At 76.4% G+C, this 15,919-nt stretch carries 14 protein-coding genes and 1 pseudogene; 6 read left to right on the plus strand and 9 right to left on the minus strand.

Features of this window, described 5'->3' with window-relative positions; all coding sequences use genetic code 11:
* Positions 1 to 102: 102 nt before the first annotated feature.
* Positions 103 to 3,246: an alpha/beta fold hydrolase gene (locus ACU610_RS13140; protein ID WP_446768156.1), complete on the plus strand. Its 3,144-nt coding sequence runs from the start codon at positions 103 to 105 to the stop codon at positions 3,244 to 3,246.
* A gap of 64 nt (positions 3,247 to 3,310) precedes the next feature.
* Here ACU610_RS13140 and ACU610_RS13145 read toward each other — a convergent pair whose 3' ends face one another.
* The 4 genes from ACU610_RS13145 to ACU610_RS13160 all read right to left on the minus strand — a co-directional run bounded on the left by ACU610_RS13145 (position 3,311) and on the right by ACU610_RS13160 (position 7,213).
* Positions 3,311 to 3,508: a hypothetical protein gene (locus ACU610_RS13145; RefSeq protein WP_446768157.1), complete on the minus strand. Its 198-nt coding sequence runs from the start codon at positions 3,506 to 3,508 to the stop codon at positions 3,311 to 3,313.
* A gap of 100 nt (positions 3,509 to 3,608) precedes the next feature.
* Complete coding sequence (locus ACU610_RS13150; protein ID WP_446768158.1) at positions 3,609 to 4,844, minus strand: cytochrome P450; 1,236 nt, start codon at positions 4,842 to 4,844, stop codon at positions 3,609 to 3,611.
* 55 nt (positions 4,845 to 4,899) lie between these two features.
* The gene (locus tag ACU610_RS13155) at positions 4,900 to 6,525 is read right to left on the minus strand and encodes an SIR2 family protein (protein ID WP_446768159.1); all 1,626 of its coding nucleotides are present in this window, start codon (positions 6,523 to 6,525) and stop codon (positions 4,900 to 4,902) included.
* Between the two features lie 64 nt (positions 6,526 to 6,589).
* Positions 6,590 to 7,213: a hypothetical protein gene (locus tag ACU610_RS13160; protein ID WP_446768160.1), complete on the minus strand. Its 624-nt coding sequence runs from the start codon at positions 7,211 to 7,213 to the stop codon at positions 6,590 to 6,592.
* A 98-nt stretch (positions 7,214 to 7,311) separates the two neighbouring features.
* Between ACU610_RS13160 and ACU610_RS13165 the strand changes: the two genes are divergently transcribed.
* Together ACU610_RS13165 and ACU610_RS13170 are read left to right on the plus strand one after the other, a co-directional pair.
* Positions 7,312 to 8,175, plus strand: a complete 864-nt coding sequence (locus tag ACU610_RS13165) for a DUF1206 domain-containing protein (protein ID WP_446768161.1) — start codon at positions 7,312 to 7,314, stop codon at positions 8,173 to 8,175.
* A 192-nt stretch (positions 8,176 to 8,367) separates the two neighbouring features.
* Positions 8,368 to 9,204 (plus strand): DUF1206 domain-containing protein, encoded by an 837-nt coding sequence (locus ACU610_RS13170; protein WP_446768162.1) that lies wholly within the window; start codon positions 8,368 to 8,370, stop codon positions 9,202 to 9,204.
* A 58-nt stretch (positions 9,205 to 9,262) separates the two neighbouring features.
* Here the strand turns inward: ACU610_RS13170 and ACU610_RS13175 are convergent.
* A pseudogene (locus ACU610_RS13175) lies at positions 9,263 to 10,032 on the minus strand (SDR family oxidoreductase).
* Positions 10,033 to 10,148: 116 nt separating this feature from the next.
* Positions 10,149 to 11,360 (minus strand): acetyl-CoA C-acetyltransferase, encoded by a 1,212-nt coding sequence (locus tag ACU610_RS13180; RefSeq protein ID WP_446768163.1) that lies wholly within the window; start codon positions 11,358 to 11,360, stop codon positions 10,149 to 10,151.
* A gap of 121 nt (positions 11,361 to 11,481) precedes the next feature.
* On the opposite strand from ACU610_RS13180, the gene ACU610_RS13185 reads away from it, so the two are divergent.
* Positions 11,482 to 12,471, plus strand: a complete 990-nt coding sequence (locus tag ACU610_RS13185) for an MFS transporter (protein WP_446768164.1) — start codon at positions 11,482 to 11,484, stop codon at positions 12,469 to 12,471.
* Between the two features lie 254 nt (positions 12,472 to 12,725).
* Here ACU610_RS13185 and ACU610_RS13190 read toward each other — a convergent pair whose 3' ends face one another.
* From ACU610_RS13190 to ACU610_RS13200, 3 genes are all read right to left on the minus strand, one after another.
* Positions 12,726 to 13,034, minus strand: a complete 309-nt coding sequence (locus ACU610_RS13190; protein WP_446768165.1) for a hypothetical protein — start codon at positions 13,032 to 13,034, stop codon at positions 12,726 to 12,728.
* A 119-nt stretch (positions 13,035 to 13,153) separates the two neighbouring features.
* Positions 13,154 to 14,050, minus strand: coding sequence for an endonuclease I family protein (locus ACU610_RS13195; RefSeq protein WP_446768166.1), 897 nt, complete (start codon positions 14,048 to 14,050; stop codon positions 13,154 to 13,156).
* A gap of 320 nt (positions 14,051 to 14,370) precedes the next feature.
* Entirely contained in the window at positions 14,371 to 14,736 is a 366-nt protein-coding gene (locus tag ACU610_RS13200) for an STAS domain-containing protein (RefSeq protein WP_446768167.1), read from the minus strand.
* 242 nt (positions 14,737 to 14,978) lie between these two features.
* Between ACU610_RS13200 and ACU610_RS13205 the strand changes: the two genes are divergently transcribed.
* Both ACU610_RS13205 and ACU610_RS13210 read left to right on the plus strand, forming a co-directional pair.
* Complete coding sequence (locus ACU610_RS13205; protein ID WP_446768168.1) at positions 14,979 to 15,272, plus strand: hypothetical protein; 294 nt, start codon at positions 14,979 to 14,981, stop codon at positions 15,270 to 15,272.
* A gap of 210 nt (positions 15,273 to 15,482) precedes the next feature.
* Positions 15,483 to 15,845 carry a hypothetical protein gene (locus tag ACU610_RS13210; protein ID WP_446768169.1) on the plus strand — a complete coding sequence of 121 codons (363 nt, stop codon included), beginning with the start codon at positions 15,483 to 15,485 and terminating at the stop codon, positions 15,843 to 15,845.
* Positions 15,846 to 15,919 lie beyond the last annotated feature (74 nt).

Consider the following 15,919-nt stretch of genomic DNA (forward strand, 5'->3'; position numbering starts at 1 on the left):
AACGCGGCGCCGTCCGGTCGTCGCGTGGCGGGGCGTCGTGGCCTCCGGGACCCGGAGACCACGGCCGGCCACCACTCGAGGTGGACCGCGGCGCGGAGGGCGATGAGTACCGGCGCCGCCGGCGGTCAGCAGGACGTGCGCGCGACGTTCGTCCTCGTCCCCGGAGCCGGCGGCCGGGCCTGGTACTGGCACCGGCTGGTCCCCGAGCTGGAGCGGCGCGGCGCCACCGCGGTCGCCGTCGACCTGCCCGCCGGCGACGACACCGCCGGCCTCGAGCGGTACACGCAGACCGTGCTGGACACGGTCCCCCGCTCCTCCGGCGGGCCGCTGGTGGTCGTCGGCCAGTCGATGGGCGGGCTCACCGCGCCGCTGGTCTGCGCCCGGAGGGAGGTCGACCTGCTGGTCCTGCTGAACGCGATGGTCCCGCGGCCGGGCGAGACCGGCGGCGCGTGGTGGACGGCCACCGGGCACGAGCGGGCACGGACGGAGGCGGCGCGGGCGCACGGCTGGCCGCTGGACGACGACGACGCGTTCCTGCACGACGTCCCGCCGGGGGTCGCGGCCAGCGCGCCCGTGCCGTTCGCCCAGTCGGGGACGCCGTTCACCGAGCCGTGGCCACTGCCCGCCTGGCCGGACGTGCCGACCCGGGTGCTGGCCGGCCGGGACGACCGGTTCTTCCCCGTGGACTTCCAGCGGCAGGTGGCGGCGGAGCGACTCGGCCTGCCGGTCGAGGAGCTGCCCGGTGGCCACCTCGTGGCACTCAGCCGCCCGGAGGAGCTCGCGACCGGCTGGTCGGTCACCTGGCCGCGCTGCCCGTCCCCTGACGGTCGCGCCGGGTGCGTGGCCGACCGCACGGCGGCGCCTGGACCCGGCCCCGGGAATGCGCGGGCACCATGGACGTTCGTCTGTTCCCGCAGCCGAGTGCCGACAGAGAGACGTGCAGTGCCGACGACGCAGCCAGAGGTCGTACCCCACCCCGAGATCGAGACCGAGCAGCAGTACGTCCGTGAGCTCTACGGCCGCCTGGACGCCGCGCGCGACCTGGCCGAGCGGCGGCTGAAGCAGGCGATCGCCTGGCCGGCGGTCGACCCGCAGGCGCTCCAGGAGCGCGACGCCACCGTCCGCTTCCAGACCGAGCGGGTCACCGCCCTCGATGCCGCCGAGGCGGGCCTGTGCGTCGGGCGGATCGACCGCACCGACGACGGCCCGCTCTACATCGGCCGGATCGGGCTGGCCGCCGACGACGCCGGCGGCGACCCCGCGCTGGTCGACTGGCGGGCACCGGCCGCGCGGCCGTTCTACACCGCCACCCCGGTGCACCCGCTGGGCGTCTCGCGGCGCCGGCACATCCGCACCCGCGGGCGCACCGTCGTCCGGCTCGACGACGAGGTGCTCACCGACGGGGTCGCCGGGTCGGGCCTGACCGGCGAGGCCGCGCTGATGGCCGCCCTCGACACCGCGCGCACCGGCCGGATGACCGACATCGTGCGCACCATCCAGGCCGAGCAGGACCGCATCATCCGCGCCGACGACCGCGGCGTCCTCGTCGTCCAGGGCGGACCGGGCACCGGCAAGACGGCCGTCGCGCTGCACCGCGCCGCCTACCTGCTCTACACCTACCGCGAGCGGCTGGCCCGCCGCGGCCTGCTGGTCGTCGGGCCCACGCCGACGTTCCTGCGCTACATCGCCGACGTGCTGCCCTCGCTCGGCGAGACCGGCGTGCTGCTGGCCGGGCTGGGCCAGCTGCGCCCCGGCCTCGACGCCCGCGGCACGGAGTCGCCGGAGACCGCCGCGGTCAAGGGCCGGCTGGAGATGGTCGAGGTGCTCGCGCGCGCCGTCGCCGACCGGCAGGTGGTGCCCGACGCCCCCCGCGAGGTCACCGTCGACGGGTTCGCGCTGCGGCTCCGGCCGATCGACGTCAGGCGGGCCCAGAACGCCGCCCGCAAGGCCGAGCGGCTGCACAACCTGGCCCGTCCGGTCTTCACCCGCCGTGTCGTCGACGTGCTCACCCGGCGCTACGCCGAGCGCATCGGCACCGGCATCGACGGCGGTGCCGACCTGTTCGACCGGGAGGACACCGCCGCGCTGCGCCGCGAGGTCGCCGAGGAACCCGCCGTCCGGCTGCTCATCGACGACCTGTGGCCGGTCCTCACGCCCGAGCGGCTGCTCACCGAGCTGTTCGCCGACCCGGCCCGCGTCGCCGCCGCCACCCCGGGGTGGGACGACGCGACCCGCGCGCTGCTGCACCGCCCGCGGGGGTCGGCGTGGACGCCGGCCGACGTCCCGCTGCTCGAGGAGGCCGAGGAGCTGCTCGGCTTCGACGACAGCGCGCAGCGGGCCCGCGCCGAACGGGACCGCCGGCGCCGGCTGGCCGAGGCGCAGGAGACCCTCGACGTGCTGCACGGCTCGCGCTCCATCGACCTGGAGGACGAGCACCTGGAGGCCGAGGTGCTCAGCGCCGGCGACCTCATCAGCGCCGAGGAGCTGGCCGAGCGGCAGCGGACGCTGGACACCCGCACCACCGCCGAGCGCGCCGCCGCCGACCGCACCTGGACCTTCGGGCACGTCGTCGTTGACGAGGCCCAGGAGCTCTCCCCGATGGCCTGGCGGCTGCTGGTGCGCCGCTGCCCCACCCGGTCGATGACCGCCGTCGGCGACCTGGCCCAGACCGGCACGCTCGCCGGCGCCGACGCCTGGGACGAGACGCTGCGCCCGCACGTCGGGGACGCCTGGCGGCTGGAGGAGCTGACGGTCAACTACCGGACGCCGGCCGAGATCATGGCCGTCGCCGCCGACGTCCTCGCCGCGGGCGGCACCGGGGCCGGCGCACCCCGCTCGGTCCGCCCCGGCACCACGCAGCCCTGGGCGGAGGTGACCGGCGAGGCCGGGCTGACCGCGCGGGTCACCGAGGTGGTCGAGGAGTGGGCCGGGCGGGAGGGCACCACCGCCGTCATCGCGCCGGCCGGCCGGGTCGCCGGGCTCGCCGCCGCGGTGGCGGCCCGGGTGGACGGCGTGTCCTCCGGTCCCGAGGCCGACTCGTCGCAGGGGCCGGTGGTGGTCACGCCGGGCGAGGCCAAGGGACTGGAGTTCGACGCGGTGCTCGTCGTCGACCCGCAACGGGTCCTCGACGAGGGCGTGCGCGGGTACAACGACCTCTACGTGGCGCTCACCCGGGCCACCCAGCGGCTCGGCGTCCTCTCCCCCGGCGACCTGCCCGCGGAGCTCGCCCGCCTCGTCCCGGCCTGACGTCGGCCCTCCTGCAGGGCCTCGCGGCGAGCCTGCGAGCGGTGGGGGGCAGGAGGGTCCTTCTTCAGTGCTGCGGGTGCCGGCGGCGGTCGGCGGCCTCGACGCAGGCGGCCACGACGGCCGCGGCCACGAGCAGGACGCCGCCGACGCCGACCAGCGGCACGCCGCCCATGGTCCTCATGTCGAGCTCGGCCCAGACCACGCCGCCGACGAGCGTCAGCAGCCCGACCACACCCACCAGCGGCGCCAGCCACCTGCTCATGTCGGCTCCCTCGTCCGTACGGCCCGGCGATGACACCACGCGGCGGGAGCACCCGGCGCCGCCTCCCCGTGCGCCGGTGACGTTGCGCTACCGACCTGGTTCAGTCGGTCCCGCGGACCCGCAGCACCACGCCACTGGTCGGCTTGGCCGGGATGCGCCGCAGCGAGATCGACAGGTCCTGCTCGGGGACGTCGGCCTGCAGCCGGGCCAGCCGTACGGCCAGCGCCGACAGCACGGCGACGGTGACCTGCTCGCCCGGGCAGCGGTGGTTGGTGCGCGGGTCGCCACCGCCCTGGGGCACCAGCTCGAAGGCGCCGATCTCGCGGCCGAGGAACCGCTCGGGCCGGAACGCGTACGGGTCGCCCCACAGCTCGGGGTCGTGGTCCTGCCCGTACAGGTCGAGCAGCACCATCGAGTGCTCGGGCACCCGCTGGCCGTCCCACTCGACCTCGCGCGGTGCGCGGCCGCCGATGAACGGCGCGAACGGGTAGAAGCGGCGCACCTCGTGCGCCCAGGCCTCCGCGAACGCGGGCTCGCCCGAGGCCAGTCGCGCGCGGTACTGCGGCCAGCGGGCCAGTGCGTGCCCGGAGAAGGCGACGAACCAGCCGATCGCCACGGTCGGGCGGATCACGTTGAGCACCTCGACCGCCGCGGTGCGCGGGTCCAGCCGCTCCCCGTCGGCGTCGCGGTGCCGGGCGACGGCGTCGACGACCGACCCCGTCGGGACCGTCGCCGTGCCGCTGCGCACCTCCTCGACCAGCCGGGCCAGCCAGGCCTCGCGGCGGCCGCGCGCCCGGCGGGCCCGCCAGTGCCGGGGCCCGGCGGTGGCGAAGCCGTCGACCATCGCGGTGAGGTCCCGGGCCACCGAGGGCACCTCGTCGTCCGACAGCGGAACGCCGGCCCAGCCGCACACCGCGCGGGTGAGCACCTCGGCGGCCTCGTCGAAGAGCACGACCTCCCCGCGGCGCACCCAGTCCGGCACCGCGGCGTCCCAGGCGGCGGTGGCGGTGTCGACCAGGGCGGTGATGCGGTGGTCGTCCATCAGCAGACCCACGAACATCGCCTTGCGGGTGCGGTGCGCCTCGCCGTCGAGGGTGTGCACGGCGCCCTTGCCGAACAGCGTGCCCTGCACCGGCTCGGGGATGGCGTGCGAGCGGCGCACGTGGTCCTCGTCGTAGAGGAACCGGGCTGCGTCGGGGCCCGCGATACCGAGGACGGGCAGGCCGCCGAGCCGGGCGGCGACGGTACGGATGCCCCGTGCCCGCCGCGCGTCGGGCAGCCAGCCGTAGCCCTTGGCGATCAGGAGCGGGCTGCTCTCGAGTCGGGGTCGGCGCACGGGGTCCCGTTTGCCCACGCGGGCGCCGGCTCACACGAACGACCCGTGCCCTCCTCTAGCCCGGGCGCTGCTGCTGGAGGCGGTCGTCGCGCGGTGCGCTGGCCTCGTCCGGCGGTGGCTCACCCGCTCCGCACTCCTGCGAGCCCAGCCGGCGCAGCAGCGCGGCCACCTCCTCGACGGCCGAGGACGACGCCCCCGCCGGCACCGCGCGCTCCACGTGCGCCAGCGCCCCGGCCAGGGTCCGCTCCTCCTCGGAGAGCATGCCTCGGTAGGCGGGGTCCAGCAGATAGCCCGTCGGCGGGGTGGACAGGCAGCCGATGCAGTCCAGCAGCACCTCCAGCAGGCGGGCGGCCTCGGCCGGCGGGGCGTCGGCAGGCGCGATCGCCACCGTCTGCACGTCCCGTTCCCACAGCCGGGCGCGGGCCGGGTCCTCCCTCAACGCCAGCACGGTGCCGCTGCGCTGCCGCGGGGACGCCCCGGGCGCCTGGACGGCGCTGCGCACCTGGTGGGCGATGCGGATCAGGTCGTCGTCCTGCATGGAGGTGCCGACGAACAGCACGTGCCGGGTGAGCAGCAGCGAGTGCAGCACCCCGGCCAGCGCCGCACGGGAGTCACCGAACTGCAGGTACTCCTCGCGGGTCAGCACGATGCTCTCCGGGTGGGCGGCGTCGCCGTGCAGCTTGAGCAGCCAGGGCTGGCCGGGGACGGCGTCGTCGAAGGGCAGCACCGAGAGGTCGCGGCCGATGTCGGCGGCGGCCAGCTCGACCAACGGGTCGTAGTTGGTGGTGACGAACTCCTGCACCGGCAGGTCGGCGATCAGCGCGTGCGCCAGCGCGTAGTGCCCCGGCCCGAACCGCTCCTTGACGAAGCCCTCCAGCTGCTCGCGGCCGAGCTCCCGGGCCATCAGCGCCGCGGCGTCCTGGGCCGGCAGCTGGGACAGCCCGGCCCGCAGCGCGTCGTCCAGCCCCGAGCGCTCCGCCAGCTCGTCGAGCAGCTGCTCCCAGGTGGGCAGGCCCGCGGCGGCGCTCACGCCGGCGCCGGCGAAGACGGCCAGCTGCCCGCGGCGGGCCCGCTCGCCGAGGTCCTCGGCCAGTTCCCGCAGGTGCCCGGGCAGGTCCCAGCCGCCCGCCTCGGCCCGGCGCACCCGCTGCGCGGCGGCCAGGTCGCTGGGCCCGCGCAGCACCAGGGCGACGTCGAAGCCGTGCTCGGCCGCGCCCTCGCGCAGCACCGGCATCAGCCGCTGCAGCAGGGTGCCGCGCTGCCCGGCGGCGCCGCCCCAGCCGGTCCCGAGCGCCGGCAACGCGACCAGCCGACGGGCCCGGCCGTGCACCGGTGCCGGCACCTCCCGCCGGGCGACGGCGGCCAGCGCCTCCCGCGCGCCGTCGACCAGCCAGCGCAGCGCGTCCTCGGGGTCGCGCTCGCGCTCGTCGACGGTGTCGACGAGCCACAGCTGCCGCCCGGGCTCGCCGGCGCGGCCGCCAGGGACCTCGAGCACCCGTTCCTCGCCGCCCCAGGTGAGGTCGAGGCAGACGCCGTCGCGGTCCTCGGTGCCCACGAGGTCGTCGGGCAGCAACCGGCGCCACTCGTGCGTGACCCGCAGCGACCGGTCGGTGGGCACGAGGACGTCGTCGCACACCAGCCGTCGGAGGTCCGCCCCGACGACGAAGACGTGTCCGCTCACGGCCGGAGGGGTGCCCCACCGGGCGGGACGTGAACCGGGGGGTTGCCCCGTCGGGGTCGGGCGCTCAGCGGGGGATGCCGCAGCCTCCGGCGCCGCAGGCGCACCCGGCGCAGGCCGCGGGCCGGACCGGTGCCGGCCGGGCGGCGATGGCGCGCAGGCTCGAGGAGCCGACGAGCAGGACGACGCCGAGCAGGCCCAGGCCGAGGGCTCCGACGACGGTGGCGCCGTCGGCCGCGCGCTCCCAGCCGGCGACCAGCCCGGTGACCACCAGCAGGCCGGTGACCAGCGCCCACCAGACGAGGGCGGCCTGACCGCTGCGGCGCACCGCTCCGCCGCGGCCGAGCAGGGTCAGCGCGCCGACAAGCAGCCCGGCCGGGACGGCGAGGAGCAGCAGCCAGCTCGCCAGCCCCGCGGACACCGAGGCGAGCCCGATCCCCAGCACGCCGGCGGCGGCCAGCGCCCACCCCTGCGCCCGGTGGCCGCTCTCGGCCGCCAGGTGCCCACCGCGCCAGGCGACCAGCGCGCCGGCCACGCCGAGCAGCAGCCGCGCGCCGCCGTCGGCCCAGAAGACCGCGACCGCCGCGACGACCAGCAGCGCGACCCCGCCGGCCAGCCAGCGGGGCCACGCCCGCCGGGCCCGCTCCGGACTCGTCCGCCCCACCGCCGTCATCGCTGCACCGCTCGCCACGCTCCAGAGTGTCCCCCACCGTCCCCGGCGTCCCGGCGCGAGCCGTGTCACCCTGCGAGGTGTGCCGCAGTGGCGCGACCGGCGGAGCAGGGAGCGGAGTGACGACCGAGGCAGGTCAGACGGAGGGTGCGCCGCTGGCGCACCGGGCTGCGCACAGCACGACACTGCGCGCGGTGGCCCAGGCCGGCCTGGTCGGCTACGCGCTGCTGCACCTGCTGGTCGCCTGGCTGGCACTCCAGCTGGCCTGGCAGGCGGGACGGGCGCGGCCGGCCGACCGCGGCGCCGCCGTCGACCAGAGCGGGGCCATGGCGTTAATCGCGGATTCCCCGGTCGGCCCGGTGCTGCTGTGGCTGCTGACCGCGGGGCTCGCCGGGCTGTGCGTCTGGCAGGCCGTCGAGGTGCTCCGCCACCACCGCCGGCTGCCCGCGCCCGGCCCCGACCGGCGGCGCGCGGTCGTCCAGCTGGGCAAGACCCTCGGCACGGCGCTGGTCTACGGCTTCCTGGCCGTCTCGGCGGCCCGGGTCGCCCTCGGCCGCGGCAGCGACCCCGCCGCGGACACCCGCGCGGTGCGCGGCGTCCTCGCCTGGCCCGGCGGCCAGCTGCTGGTCGTCGCCGTCGGCGGAGTCGTCGTCGCCATCGGCCTTTACCACGTGCGCAAGGGCCTGCGGTCGGACTTCCTCGACGAGATCGACCTCTCCACCGTCTCCCCCGCGCTCTGCACGGTGGCGCACCGGGCCAGCCAGGCCGGCTTCGTGCTCAAGGGCGTGGCCCTGGTGCTGGTCGGCGCGATGGTGGCCTGGGCGGCGGCGACGTTCGACCCGGCGCGGGCCACCGGTCTGGACGCCGCGCTGCGGGCGGTGGCCGCCCAGCCGCACGGAGCGTGGGTGCTGGCCGGGGTCGCGGTCGGGCTGACCGCCTTCGCGGTGTACTGCCTGACCCGCGCCCGGCACCCCGTGGACTGAGCGAGGACCTCCGGCACGCCCTTCCACCACGGGCATAGGAGGCTATGCATGCGTCCTGGAGGGTCTGGACGCATGCATAGCCTCCTATGCCCGAACAGGGGGGCGGCTGATGCACACCCGGCGGCGCGGTCCCCGCTGTGCCACGCTGATCATGTCCGCGGCAGACGTGCAGCGGTCCGGGAGGAGGCGGCCATGGGCGGGGTGACCGGGCGGGCCGCGGGAGCCGCGGGCCGGGCGGGCGACAGCGACGCCCTCGAGCACCTGGCACGCATCGGCCTGATCGCGTACGGCGTGGTGCACCTGCTGGTCGCGTGGTTGGCGCTGCAGCTGGCCTGGGGCGGTGGCAGCAGCCAGTCCGCAGACCAGGCCGGCGCGCTGGCCACGCTGGCCGAGCAGCCGCTGGGCCGGCCGCTGCTGTGGCTGCTGGCCGTCGGGCTGGTCGCGCTCGCGGCCTGGCAGGCGGCCGAGGTGCTGCGCTGGCGGAGCCGGCTGTCGGCATCCGGGGACGCCCGCAAGAAGGCGCTCGAGAAGATAGTGAAGGCGGTCGCCAAGGCAGTCCTCTACGCCGCGCTCGCCGTCCTGGCGGTCCGCACCGCCACCGGCGGTGGTGGCGGCGGGGGTCAGCAGCAGGCGACCGGCGTCTTCGGCTGGCCCGCCGGGCGCTGGCTGGTGGGGCTGGTCGGTCTCGTCGTCATCGGGGTCGGCGTCTACCTCGTGCACAAGGGCGTCTCCAAGCGGTTCCTCCAGGAGGTCGACCTCGGCCAGGCCCCGCCGCAGGCGACGCGCCTGGTCACCCGTCTCGGGCAGGTCGGCTTCCCGGCCAAGGGCGTCGCCCTCGGTGTGGTCGGCGGGCTGCTGGTCTACGCCGCCGTCACCTTCGACCCGGCCCGGGCCACGGGCCTCGACGGCGCGCTGCGCACCATCCTCGGCGCCCCCTTCGGCCAGGTGTTGCTCACCCTGGTCGCGATTGGCATCGCCGCGTTCGGCGCCTACTGCTTCGTCCGCGCCCGCTACCCCGAGCGCACCTGACGAAGGACCCCTGCCCTCGCCGTCGACGGGGTCCTTCGACGGTGGGGGCAGGGGTCCTTCAGGTGCGCGGGCCGCCGGCCACGTAGACGACCTGGCCGGAGACGAACCCGGCGCCCTCGCTGACGAGGAACGAGACGGTGTGCGCGATGTCCGCCGGCACGCCCGCTCGCTGCACCGGGATCGCCGCGGCCCGCTCGGCGACGTACTGCTCCCAGTCGCGGCCGAGGCGCTCGGAGGTCGCCCTGGTCATCTCGGTCTGGATGAAGCCGGGGCGATCGCGTTGGCGGTGACCCCGAACTTGCCGAGCTCGATCGCGAGGGTCTTGGTGAAGCCCTGCAGCCCGGCCTTGGCGGTGGCGTAGTTGGCCTGGCCGCGGTTGCCCAGCGCCGAGGTGCTCGACAGGTTGACCACCCGGCCCCAGCCGGCTTCGACCATGTGCTGCTGCACCGCGCGGGTCATGAGGAACGAGCCGCGCAGGTGGACGTGCATGACGAGGTCCCAGTCCGCGTCGGTCATCTTGAACAGCAGGTTGTCGCGGGTGACCCCGGCGTTGTTGACCAGCACGAGCGGCGGCCCGAGCTCGGCGACGACCCGCTCGACGGCGGCCCCCACCTGGTCGGCGTCCCCGACGTCGGCCCCGACCCCGATGGCGCGGCCGCCGGTGGCCTCGATCGCCCGGACCGTCGCGGCGGTCGCGGACTCGTCGAGGTCGACCGCCGCCACGGCGAAGCCGTCCTGCGCCAGCCGCTGCGCGGTGGCGGCGCCGATGCCCCGGGCCGCGCCGGTGACGATCGCGACGCGCTGGTCGGTGGGACGGGACTCGGACATGCGGCAGCTCCTGTGGGTGAGGGAAGGTCCGCCGGGCCCCGTCCAGGGCACCGCCGAGCCTGCGCGGGGTGGGAGGACGGGGTCCTGCTACGAGGCGTGGGGGGAGGGTGGTCCTCTCAGACGCGCTCGAAGAGGGCGGCGAGGCCCTGGCCGCCGCCGATGCACATCGTCTCCAGCCCGTAGCGGGCGTCGCGGCGGGCCATCTCCCGGGTGAGGGTGGCCAGGATGCGGCCGCCGGTGGCGCCGACCGGGTGCCCCAGGGAGATGCCCGAGCCGTTGACGTTGGTGCGCTCGAAGTCCGCTTCGGTGAAGCCCCACTCGCGGGTCACCGCCAGCACCTGGCTGGCGAAGGCCTCGTTGAGCTCGATCAGGTCCACCTCAGCCAGCTTCACATCCGCCAGCGCCAGCGCCTTGGCCGTCGCCGGCACCGGCCCGATGCCCATCGTCTTGGGCGGGACGCCGGCCACCGCCCAGGACACCAGCCGCGCCAGCGGGGTCAGGCCCACCTCGGCGGCCTTCTCCGGGGAAGTCACAACGCAGACCGCGGCGCCGTCGTTCTGGCCGCTGGCGTTGCCGGCGGTGACGGTGGCCTCCGGGTCCTCCTTGCCCATGATCGGGCGCAGCTTCGCCAGCGTCTCGACGGTGGAGTCGGGGCGGATGTGCTCGTCGCGGTCGACGACGGTCTCGCCCTTCCGCTGCCTGACCGTCACCGGCACCATCTCGTCGGCGAACCGGCCCTCCGCCGCGGCGGCCGCGGCGCGCTGGTGGCTGCGCACCGCGTACTCGTCCTGCTCGGCGCGGCTGATGCCGTACTCGCGGCGCAGGTTCTCCGCGGTCTCCAGCATCCCGCCGGGCACCGGGTGGTGCCGGCCACCGGCGGTCACCCGGCCGCGGGCCAGGCCGTCGGTCAGCAGCACCCCGGGGCCGGCCTTGACGCCCCAGCGCATGGCCGTGGAGTAGAAGGGCGCGTTGCTCATCGACTCCGCACCCCCGGCCAGCACGACCTCGGCGGCGCCGGTCTGCACCTGCATCGCCGCGTACAGCACCGCCTGCAGGCCCGAGCCGCAGCGCCGGTCGAGCTGGATGCCCGAGGCGGTCACCGGCAGCCCGGCGTCCAGCGCCGCCACCCGACCCAGCGCCGGGGCGTCCATGGTCGGGTAGCAGTGCCCGAGCAGGACGTCGTCCACCGACTCCGGGGCCAGCCCGGTGCGCTCCATCACCGCCCGGATCACCGTCGAGGCCAGCTCCTGCACCGGCACGTCGCGCAGGGAGCCGCCGAAGCCGCCCACCGGGGTCCGCAGGGGCTCGCAGATGACCGCATCGCGCACGGGGTCCTCCTCGTTCGTCGCCGTCGGCACAGGTGAGTCTGCCCCCGGGCGTAGCGCGGCGTCGCAGCGGGCGCTGCGCACGTCGCGCACGGAGTCGACGCGGTCTCCGTAGCCTGCCGCGGTGGCCTGGAGGCGAGCGGTGTTCACGTTGTTCGCCGTCGCGGCCGGCACCAACGTCCCGACACCCCTGCTGCTGGTCTACCAGGAGCGGCTCGGCCTCTCCGCCGAGGTGCTGACCGCACTGTTCGGCTGCTACGCCGCGGGTCTGGTCCCGGCGCTGTTCCTGGCCGGCCCGCTGTCGGACCGGCTGGGGCGCCGTCGCGTCGCCCTCCCCGGCGTCGTCCTCGCCGGGCTGGCGTCGCTGGCCTTCGCCGCGGCCGGCGGGTCGCTGGTGCTGCTGTTCACCGCCCGGTTCCTGCAGGGCGTGGTCAGCGGCGTGGTGTTCAGCGTCGCGAGCGCCTGGGTCGCCGAGCTCTCGGCCGCCTCCGGGGGAGGAGCCGGAGGGCGGCGGGCCGCGGTCGCGATGACCGCGGGCTTCTCGCTCGGGCCGCTCACCAGCGGACTGCTGGGCCAGTTCGCGCCGGCGCCCACGGCGCTGCCCTACCTGCTGCACACCGTGCTGGTGGGCGTGGGGCTGGCGCTGGCGGTGCGGCTGCCGGAGACCGTCGTCCTGCGGCCCGGCCGACGGCGGGACGACGGCGGCCCCGCCGTCCCGCTGCTGCCGCCGGGCAGCCTGGGCCTCGCGGCGACCGTGCTGGCCCCGGTGGCGGTCTGCGTCTACGCCTTCCCGTCGTCGGTCGTCTCCGCCGTCCCGCTGTTCGGCGAGCTGCCGGCGGGCGGGGTCGCCGTCACGGGCGTCCTCGCCGGCGTCACCCTCGGCGCGGGGACGCTCGTCGCGGGGCTGCAGCGCCGGCTGGGGTCGTGGACCGCCGTGACCGGCGCTGCTCTCGGGGCGGTCGGGTACGCCGCCGCCGCGCTGTTCGTGGCCACCGGTGCCTGGCCGTGGCTGCTGGCCGCGGCACCCCTGCTCGGGTCCGGCGGTGGCTGTGCCTGGCGGCCGGGCTCACGGTCACCGGCCGGCTGGCCGCGCCCACCCGGCGGGGCGAGCTGACGTCGGTCTTCCTCGCCTGCGCCTACCTCGGGTTCGCCGTCCCGTTCCTCATGGCCACCGCGGCCCGCTCGGCGCCGGCCTGGGTACCGCTGGGCGTCGCCGCGGCACTCACCGGGCTGCTCGCTCTCCGGCTCCTGCCGGTCGCGTACCGCGGCCGGCTGTGAGGCACTCGTTCGTCCGACGTCGCGGCCATCGGGCTCGCAGGGACTCCTCGCCGGGATCCCGCAGGGAGCCGTCGCCGTACGCCGGGACGGTCAGACGGCGATGGCCGCGCTCGGGATGACCAGGCCGCGCGGCTCGAACTCCTCCGTCACCGGCTGGCCCGCCGGCGGCCGGCCGGCCGACACGGAGGCGCTCGCGGGCCAGACGACCTCGGCGAAGAAGCGGTCGCACTTCTCCTTGGACTCCCAGACCTCCAGCAGCTCGAAGCCACCGGTCGTGGGCCGGCCGACGTGCAGCAGCAGGCCGTCGACCCCGCCGGTGCTGCGCCGCGCCACCTCGGCGTGCAGCGCGTCGTAGAACTCGATCGGTGCCGGGAAGTCCACGGCGATCCCGTGGGTCATGACGGACTCCGTTCTCCTGTGCGGCCAGAGGTGGCGGTGGGTGCCGATGGCCGGCAGACACCAGGCCGGGGCCGGGCGGTCCCGACGAGATCCCCGTGCCGGCCGTCGTCGCGCACGGCTCAACGACCTCCCCGCGGCGCCAGGAGCGGCACCAGGCGGCGGGCCAGCTCGGGACGGTCGATGAAGGGGTTGCGGTTCCCCTGCCGCTCGACGATGGCGGCGTTGCGGTGGCGCTCCCACTCGGTGACCGGCTCCTCCTCGTGCCAGGCCACCAGCACCTGCTGTCGCACCGGCGGCATCTCGTCGGCCTCCACCACCCCCGGGTAGCGCAGGAGGAAGTAGAGGACGGCCCGGGCGGCGGCCCCCTTGCGGTGCGCCGGCTCGAACCGGTTCGCCGCGCTCTTGCCGCAGTCGTCCCGCACCACGTCGAGCGCCGGGTCCGCCGCCGTCGCCTCGGGGAAGTCCGCGAACTCGTCGTAGGGGGTGTTGCTGCGGAAGCTGTTGCAGCGGGTCTCGCACGCGAACAGGTGGTGCAGGTCTCCGCGCATCGGCTCCTTCTTGGTGAACCAGCTCTGCGGGACCACGTGCTCGCAGTTGAACGGCAACGCGTCCTCCACCTCGGCCAGCACCTCGAGGGGGTCCCGTGCCTCCGGGACACCGAGTCGGGAGGTCAGCTCCCGGACGCGGGCCTCCGCGATGGCGAGGTCGGCGCGGATCAGCTCCTCCGGGTCCCACTCGTGGCTGGTGTACAGGCTCCGGAGCTTCCCGGTGGGCTGCAGGTCGACCCAGGGGTACAGCTCCTTGGCCGGCTTGTAGGCCGGCTTGCGCACGTGGGTGCGCGTCACGAGGTCTCCGAACTGCTCGGGCGCGACCTCGCCGTAGTAGCCGTCAGCCGCGGCGGAATCGGCCTCGGCGTCGTAGTAGACCCGCTCCCGGGCTTCGGCCAGCTCGGCCAGCGAGGCCGCCACGTCGGCCGCCGTCAACCCGGGCACCTGCAGGACGTCGCCGGTGCTCACCGGGCAACACCTACCCGGGGATCGTCACCGTGGCGTCAACGGCCTCATCGGGCCGGGTGGTCGTCGCACTGCTCGACCCTCGTCGACGGTGGGTGGCACCGCAGGGGGCCGCAGCGCGGCGGCGCCCCCTCCCGGAGGAGGGGGCGCTCTCGGGCGGGTCGGGTCGTGACCGGGCGGGAGGCCGGCGGCCCCGACCAGGGGCGCGCCGGCCCGTCCCGAGGCTCGCGCCGAGCCTGCGAGGCGTGAGGCGGACGGGGTCCTGCCACGAGTGGCTGGGGCAGGGACCCCTTGTCGAGGCGGGAGGAGAGTGGGGTCGTCTCTCAGGCCGCGCCGGCTCCGGCGCGGGGCTCGGCCTGCTCGACGGCGAGCAGGCCGTAGAGGCCGGTGATCTGCAGCGGCCGGACGACCGCCCGGCTGGTGGCGATGACCCGGAGGACGACGCCGTCCTCGGTCGCGCGGCGGTGCGCGCCGGCGAGCACGCAGAGGCCGGCGGAGTCGAGGAAGGTCACGCCGTCGAGGTCCACGGTGAGCATCGGGACGCCGTCGGTGAAGAGCGTGTCGAGCACCTCGCGCAGCGACGGAGCGGTGGAGGAGTCGACCTCACCGGTGACGGTGAGCAGGACGCCGGTGGCGGCGGACCCGGTCACGTCGATGGAGACCAGGTCGGGGACGGGGGCAGCAGTCACGGTGCGCCTCTCTGAGGTAGGCGAACCCGTGCGGAGGGCCACGACGGCAGCCGTGGCACGACGCGGAGTCCGGCATCTGGTGCCGCGGCTGACTGTTGAACCGCTGCCCACGACCGTAGGGAGCTCCGACACCGATATCAAGGCCCGCCGGGGAGTCGTCGGAGCCCCGCCGGTCCGGCGGCACCGGACCCCGCCCTGGTGCGGCGACCGGGCCCGCCCCGCGGACGGGGATACTGGGCGGTGTGTCGCGGCGACTGATCGTGTGGGGCGGGGTCTGGCTGGTCGGCTCGGTCGCCGCCTTCCTGCTGCTCGACCCGATCCTCGCCTCCTTCCTCGCCATCTTCGGCCTCTGTCTTTGGGTCGTCGCGGTGCTGGCCAGCGGTTGGGAGCAGCACCCCACCTTCGAGCAGCGCGAACTCGCCCGGGCCCGCCGGCGCGCCGAGCGCCGCGAGAAGACCAAGGACGCCCGGGCCCGCGACCGCGCCCGCTGGGAGGCCCACCAGCGACGCAAGGCAGAGCGCGGAGGGGGTCGTTGACCTGGGCGGACAGCCGGCTCCGGTAATCCGGTCGACGGCGCCACGGCGGGTCCGTAGCGTCCTCCCCATGCGGTCCTGACCCGTCCCCCGTGACGCCCCGCGGGTCGAGCACGTGCTCCCCGCCGTCCGCGCCGCGCTCCTGCGCCGCGCCTCCCGCCTGCTGTTGCCCGGCTGCCGGTTCCGCAGCCCTGCCCTCCCCGGAGGTCTGCCTTGTCACGCCCGCACCGCACCCTCGACGGCGCACCCGCCACCGCCCGCGCCGCCCTCCCCGAGCCGGAGGCGGCCGAGCTCGACCGCCTCGCGCACGCCGTCCTCGCGCGCCCCGGCGCCGCCCTCGGCGCCGCGCTGCGCGCCGTCCTGCCCGGCACGACCGGCGCCCGGTGGCTGCGGTCGGAGGGCCTGCCGCCCACCACCCGCGCCGCCGACCTGACCGCCGAGCAGTGGCTGTCGCTGCACCGCTGCTGCGCCGCAGCCGGGCACGCCCCGGGGCCCGCCACGGCCGGCGGGCGCAGCGGCCGGCCGTCGGCGCACGGGCACGCCCCCGGCGCGATGGCCGCACCCCGCTGGTACTGAACGAGGACCCCCTTGCCCCCGCCACTCGCGAGCTCGCGGCGAGCCCCTGCAAGGGGGCCGGCGGGGGCAGGCGG

The sequence above is a fragment of the Geodermatophilus sp. URMC 61 genome, assembly GCF_052931555.1.